Origin of the sequence: Streptococcus mitis (assembly GCF_946188685.1) — a bacterium.
GTDB lineage: Bacteria > Bacillota > Bacilli > Lactobacillales > Streptococcaceae > Streptococcus > Streptococcus mitis_CC.
The window spans coordinates 196,001-202,000 of sequence record NZ_CAMHWH010000004.1; the positions used below are offsets into that span (position 1 = coordinate 196,001).

6 protein-coding genes and 1 tRNA gene are annotated in these 6,000 nt (G+C 39.4%); 5 read left to right on the forward strand and 2 right to left on the reverse strand.

Annotated features, from left to right (window positions below):
- The first annotated feature begins 177 nt into the window (after nucleotides 1-177).
- From groES to N8N51_RS05670, 3 genes are all read left to right on the forward strand, one after another.
- Entirely contained in the window at nucleotides 178-462 is a 285-nt protein-coding gene (gene groES, locus N8N51_RS05660) for a co-chaperone GroES (RefSeq protein WP_000917337.1), read from the forward strand.
- Nucleotides 463-477: 15 nt separating this feature from the next.
- Nucleotides 478-2,100 carry a chaperonin GroEL gene (gene groL, locus N8N51_RS05665; RefSeq protein ID WP_203180775.1) on the forward strand — a complete coding sequence of 541 codons (1,623 nt, stop codon included), beginning with the start codon at nucleotides 478-480 and terminating at the stop codon, nucleotides 2,098-2,100.
- A gap of 137 nt (nucleotides 2,101-2,237) precedes the next feature.
- On the forward strand, nucleotides 2,238-3,005 hold the full coding sequence (locus N8N51_RS05670) for an epoxyqueuosine reductase QueH (protein ID WP_203180776.1): 768 nt from the start codon (nucleotides 2,238-2,240) through the stop codon (nucleotides 3,003-3,005).
- 69 nt (nucleotides 3,006-3,074) lie between these two features.
- Here N8N51_RS05670 and ntdP read toward each other — a convergent pair whose 3' ends face one another.
- Nucleotides 3,075-3,608: a nucleoside tri-diphosphate phosphatase gene (gene ntdP, locus N8N51_RS05675; protein WP_000775316.1), complete on the reverse strand. Its 534-nt coding sequence runs from the start codon at nucleotides 3,606-3,608 to the stop codon at nucleotides 3,075-3,077.
- An 88-nt stretch (nucleotides 3,609-3,696) separates the two neighbouring features.
- Complete coding sequence (gene recX / locus N8N51_RS05680) at nucleotides 3,697-4,473, reverse strand: recombination regulator RecX (RefSeq protein ID WP_203180777.1); 777 nt, start codon at nucleotides 4,471-4,473, stop codon at nucleotides 3,697-3,699.
- A 37-nt stretch (nucleotides 4,474-4,510) separates the two neighbouring features.
- On the opposite strand from recX, the gene rlmD reads away from it, so the two are divergent.
- Together rlmD and N8N51_RS05690 are read left to right on the forward strand one after the other, a co-directional pair.
- Nucleotides 4,511-5,878, forward strand: coding sequence for a 23S rRNA (uracil(1939)-C(5))-methyltransferase RlmD (rlmD, locus tag N8N51_RS05685; protein ID WP_261103774.1), 1,368 nt, complete (start codon nucleotides 4,511-4,513; stop codon nucleotides 5,876-5,878).
- Between the two features lie 49 nt (nucleotides 5,879-5,927).
- Nucleotides 5,928-5,999: transfer RNA gene (locus tag N8N51_RS05690), tRNA-Glu, on the forward strand.
- Nucleotide 6,000 lies beyond the last annotated feature (1 nt).

A 6,000-nucleotide genomic window follows, 5' to 3' on the forward strand; every position in this document is an offset into this window, starting at 1 on the left:
CGTTAAAATTCTACATTATTAAAGTGCAAAATTAGGATAAAGAAATTTATCTATTCATCCTCAGAAAGTCAGACTTTTTCCTTGACTATTTCTGACCAAGTGATACAATAGAACTATAAATTAGCACTCAGGTATAAAGAGTGCTAATGATATCTATCTCATTATGGAGGAAATCAGATGTTGAAACCATTAGGGGACCGTGTGGTCTTAAAAGTAGAAGAAAAAGAACAAACTGTTGGAGGTTTTGTCCTCGCAGGTTCAGCCCAAGAAAAAACCAAAACAGCTCAAGTTGTGGCTACTGGACAAGGTGTTCGTACCTTGAACGGTGACTTGGTTGCTCCAAGTGTTAAAGCTGGAGACCGTGTCTTGGTTGAAGCTCACGCAGGTCTTGATGTCAAAGATGGCGATGAAAAGTACATCATCGTAGGCGAAGCTAACATCTTGGCTATCATTGAAAAATAGAAGGAGAAAGTAAGTATGTCAAAAGAAATTAAATTTTCATCTGATGCTCGTTCAGCTATGGTCCGTGGTGTCGATATCCTTGCAGACACTGTTAAAGTAACCTTGGGACCAAAAGGCCGCAATGTCGTTCTTGAAAAATCATTCGGTTCACCCTTGATTACCAATGACGGTGTGACCATTGCCAAAGAAATCGAATTGGAAGACCATTTTGAAAATATGGGTGCCAAATTGGTATCAGAAGTAGCTTCTAAAACCAATGATATCGCAGGTGACGGGACTACAACTGCAACTGTTTTGACCCAAGCAATTGTCCGTGAAGGAATCAAAAATGTCACAGCAGGTGCCAATCCAATCGGAATTCGTCGTGGGATTGAAACAGCAGTTGCTGCAGCAGTTGAAGTCTTGAAAAACAATGCTATTCCTGTTGCCAACAAAGAAGCTATCGCTCAGGTTGCAGCCGTATCTTCTCGTTCTGAAAAAGTTGGTGAGTACATCTCTGAAGCCATGGAAAAAGTTGGCAAAGATGGTGTCATCACTATCGAAGAGTCACGTGGTATGGAAACAGAACTGGAAGTTGTGGAAGGAATGCAGTTTGACCGCGGTTACCTTTCACAGTACATGGTGACAGATAGCGAAAAAATGGTAGCTGATCTTGAAAATCCATACATTTTGATTACTGATAAGAAGATTTCAAATATCCAAGAAATCTTGCCACTCCTAGAAAGTATTCTCCAAAGCAATCGTCCACTCTTGATTATTGCGGATGATGTGGATGGCGAAGCTCTTCCAACTCTTGTTTTGAACAAGATTCGTGGAACCTTCAACGTAGTAGCAGTTAAGGCACCTGGTTTTGGTGACCGTCGCAAAGCCATGCTTGAAGATATCGCCATCTTAACAGGCGGAACAGTTATCACAGAAGACCTTGGTCTTGAGTTGAAAGATGCTACAATTGAAGCTCTTGGTCAAGCAGCGAGAGTAACTGTGGACAAAGATAGCACTGTTATCGTAGAAGGTGCTGGAAATCCTGAAGCGATTTCTCACCGTGTTGCAGTTATCAAGTCTCAAATCGAAACCACAACTTCTGAGTTTGATCGTGAAAAATTGCAAGAACGCTTGGCGAAATTGTCAGGTGGTGTAGCAGTTATCAAGGTCGGAGCTGCAACTGAAACTGAGTTGAAAGAAATGAAACTCCGCATTGAAGATGCCCTCAACGCTACTCGTGCAGCTGTTGAAGAAGGAATCGTTGCAGGTGGTGGAACAGCCCTTGTAAATGTTATCCCTGCCGTAGCTGATTTGGAATTAACAGGAGACGAAGCAACGGGTCGCAATATTGTTCTCCGTGCTTTGGAAGAACCTGTTCGTCAAATCGCCCACAATGCAGGATTTGAAGGCTCTATCGTTATCGATCGTTTGAAAAATGCTGAAGTTGGTACAGGCTTCAACGCAGCAACTGGCGAATGGGTTAACATGATTGATCAAGGGATTATCGACCCAGTTAAAGTGAGTCGTTCAGCTCTACAAAATGCAGCATCTGTAGCCAGCTTGATTTTGACTACAGAAGCAGTCGTAGCCAATAAACCAGAACCAGCAGCCCCAGCTCCAGCAATGGATCCAAGTATGATGGGTGGGATGATGTAAGCTTTCTATAGAAAACAACTTATAAAAAACACAAAAGGAGGGAATGACTAACCCTCCTTTTTATGCTATTCACTTCTAAATTGATTTGAGCTCTCCTAACTTATATGATAAAATAAGACTAGAAAAAGGAGAAGAACATGATCGATGTAGAAGAAATTCTGAGCAAGATGAACCCCAATCAGAAGATTAATTATGACCGTGTCATGCAGAAGATGGTACAAGTATGGGAGAAAAATGAGCAACGGCCAACCATTCTCATGCATGTTTGCTGTGCCCCTTGCAGTACCTATACCCTAGAATATTTGACCAAGTATGCAGATGTGACCATCTATTTTGCCAATTCTAATATCCATCCCAAGGCAGAATACCATAAGCGGGCTTACGTCACCAAGAAATTTGTTAGTGATTTTAATGAGCGAACAGGAAATACGGTTCAGTACCTAGAAGCTCCCTACGAACCAAATGAATACCGAAAACTAGTTAGGGGACTAGAGGAGGAGCCAGAAGGTGGCGACCGTTGCAAGGTTTGCTTTGATTACCGACTAGATAAGACAGCTCAAGTGGCTATGGACTTGGGATTTGACTACTTTGGCTCAGCCTTGACCATCAGTCCTCATAAGAATTCTCAAACCATTAATAGCATCGGAATCGATGTGCAAAAAATTTATACAACCCACTATCTTCCAAGTGATTTCAAGAAAAATCAAGGCTACAAACGTTCGGTAGAGATGTGTGAGGAGTATGATATCTATCGTCAATGTTATTGTGGATGTGTCTATGCCGCCCAGGCTCAGAATATTGACCTTGTTCAGGTTAAGAAAGATGCTACAGCTTTCTTGCTGGATAAGGATATTGAAAAAGACTATTCCCATATCAAATTTACTGTTACTAAATTAGACATATAGAGACCAATCCAGCTGAAAAGCTGGGTTTTTCAAATAAAAAACCAGGGCTTTCACCCTAGTTTGACAACTTTACCGATTCTTTAGTTCTACATAGCGCTTGTACCAAATGTTTACATAGGCTTCTGAGAAAGGACCACGTCCATTGTTAATCCAATCAACAAGAATTTTGACATGTTCTTTTAAAATATAGTCCAAGTCATCAGAATAATTCATTTTGCGTTTGTGACGCTCATACTCCTCAACGTCCAAGAGACGTTTTTCCCCATCTGTAAAAATTTTAACATCCAAATCGTAATCAATATACTTCAGTGCTTCTTCATCCAGATAGTAGGGGCTAGCCATATTACAATAGTAGGAAATTCCATTATCGCGAATCATGGCAATGATATTAAACCAATATTTCTTGTGAAAGTAAACAATAGCCGGTTCTCGAGTGACCCAACGACGACCATCACTTTCGGTAACCAGTGTATGATCGTTGACACCAATAATGGCGTTTTCTGTTGTTTTTAGTACCATGGTGTCCCGCCAAGTTCGGTGGAGACTTCCATCATGCTTATAACTTTGAATTGTAATAAAGTCGCCTTCTTTTGGAAGCTTCATAACTAACCAACTTTCTACAATTTATAAGTTTATCGTTTACTATTGTACCATAAAATTACCTAAAATCTGTGAATTTTACATGAAAATATTAAAGATATTCTCTGAGAGCGCTTGCTATATCCGAAAAATCGTAGCCCTTTCGTGCTAAAACTTGGGTTAAACGCTGTTTAAGTTCGTATCCTTCATATTTTCGGGCATACTTAGAATATTGCTTATCAAGTTCCCTGAAGATGAGTTCCTGAGTCGTTTCTTCATCAACTTGACTATCCAACTGGTCAAAGGCAGTTTTAGCATCAGAATAGGAAAACCCCTTGTTGGTCAGATTTTGGATTATCTTATCTTGCAAGGCACGAGCTGGAAGTTTTCCCTCATATTTTTTCAATAGTTTATTGGCTACACGTTGAGCAACTTCAGAAAAATCAAATTCTTTCAAGTTCTCTTCTATAGTAGATTTTGGAACCCCTTTTTGTGTTAGTTTCTGAGTCAGTACATAAGGCCCCTTGTCTCCTGAAAGTTGATTGGCGTTAATGATAGTATAAGCGTACTGGCCATCATTAATCCACTTATCTTCTTTAAGATTAATAATGACTTGAGAAAGGATGTTTTCATCAATATCGTATTTTTTCAGATATTCTCTGACTTCTTTTTCAGTGCGTGCTTTAAAGGATAGGTGGTAGAGGGCTAGATTCTTACCATAAGAAAATTGAGCAAAGTCCTGAATCTCTTTTAATTCTTCTTGGCTTATAACCTTGTCTCTTGATAACATAAAACGAACAATAGTATCTTCAGTAATGTAGCATTTGTCGTCATTATCAAGCTCCATCAGATAGAGTCTTTTTTTCTTTTCAAGTTTTGTAATTTTCATAGTTCTATTATAACTCAAAATGTGATAAGATAGGGGTATGAATCTGAAAGTGAAACAAAAAATACCATTAAAAATCAAGCGCATGGGAATTAATGGTGAGGGAATCGGTTTTTACCAAAAAACCTTAGTCTTTGTACCTGGAGCTTTAAAAGGAGAAGATATCTATTGTCAGATTACTTCTATTAAACGTAACTTTGTTGAAGCAAAATTACTAAAGGTCAACAAGAAGTCTAAATTTCGAGTTGTGCCAGCTTGTACTATTTACAATGAATGCGGAGGTTGCCAAATCATGCACCTGCATTATGATAAACAACTGGAGTTCAAGACGGACTTACTTCATCAAGCGCTAAAAAAATTTGCCCCTGCAGGATATGAAAATTATGAAATCCGCCCGACGATTGGAATGCAGGAACCCAAGTACTATCGTGCCAAGTTACAATTTCAGACTCGAAAATTTAAAAATCAGGTCAAGGCGGGCTTATATGCACAAAACTCTCATTACTTAGTAGAGTTGAAAGACTGCCTGGTACAAGACAAGGAAACTCAAGTTATTGCTAATCGTCTAGCAGAATTACTTACTTATCACCAGATTCCAATCACGGATGAGAGAAAAAACCTAGGTGTTAGAACTATAATGGTTAGACGAGCTAGAAAGACTGGACAGGTTCAGATTATTATTGTTGCAAATCGCCAGCTTAATTTAACCCAACTGGTAAAAGACTTGGTTAAAGATTTTCCAGAAGTGGTGACAGTAGCTGTGAATACAAATACAGCTAAAACCAGTGAGATTTATGGTGAAAAGACAGAGATTATCTGGGGAGAAGAGAGTATTCAAGAAGGTGTTCTTGATTATGAATTTTCACTATCTCCTCGAGCTTTCTATCAACTTAATCCTGAACAAACAGAAGTCCTCTATAGCGAGGCGGTAAAAGCGCTGGATGTTAATAAAGAAGACCATTTGATAGATGCTTACTGTGGAGTTGGAACGATTGGATTTGCCTTCGCAAAGAAAGTTAAAACACTCAGAGGTATGGATATTATTCCAGAAGCCATTGAAGATGCAAAGCGAAATGCTAAAAGAATGGGATTTGACAATACACATTACGAAGCAGGAACAGCAGAAGAGACTATTCCTCGCTGGTACAAGGAAGGCTACCGAGCAGATGCTCTGATTGTGGATCCACCGCGTACAGGTCTGGACGATAAGTTATTAGATACAATTCTGACCTATGTACCAGAAAAAATGGTCTATATTTCTTGCAATGTTTCTACCTTGGCTCGTGATTTGGTAAGGTTGGTAGAAGTCTATGATATCCATTATATCCAGTCGGTCGATATGTTTCCGCACACCGCTCGAACTGAAGCAGTTGTAAAATTAATTAAAAAAGATAAAAAAAGTAGTTGACAAAGTTTGAAAAGTGGGTATAATAGTAAGAGTTGAAAATAACAACTCAGGTCCGTTGGTCAAGGGGTTAAGACACCGCCTTTTCACGGCGGTAACACGGGTTCGAATCCCGTACGGACTAT

Coding starts and splice junctions, on each gene's coding strand:
- groES (WP_000917337.1), top strand. CDS start 178: ATGTTGAAACCATTAGGGGACCGTGTGGTCTTAAAAGTAGAAGAAAAA.
- groL (WP_203180775.1), top strand. CDS start 478: ATGTCAAAAGAAATTAAATTTTCATCTGATGCTCGTTCAGCTATGGTC.
- N8N51_RS05670 (WP_203180776.1), top strand. CDS start 2,238: ATGATCGATGTAGAAGAAATTCTGAGCAAGATGAACCCCAATCAGAAG.
- ntdP (WP_000775316.1), bottom strand. CDS start 3,608: ATGAAGCTTCCAAAAGAAGGCGACTTTATTACAATTCAAAGTTATAAG.
- recX (WP_203180777.1), bottom strand. CDS start 4,473: ATGAAAATTACAAAACTTGAAAAGAAAAAAAGACTCTATCTGATGGAG.
- rlmD (WP_261103774.1), top strand. CDS start 4,511: ATGAATCTGAAAGTGAAACAAAAAATACCATTAAAAATCAAGCGCATG.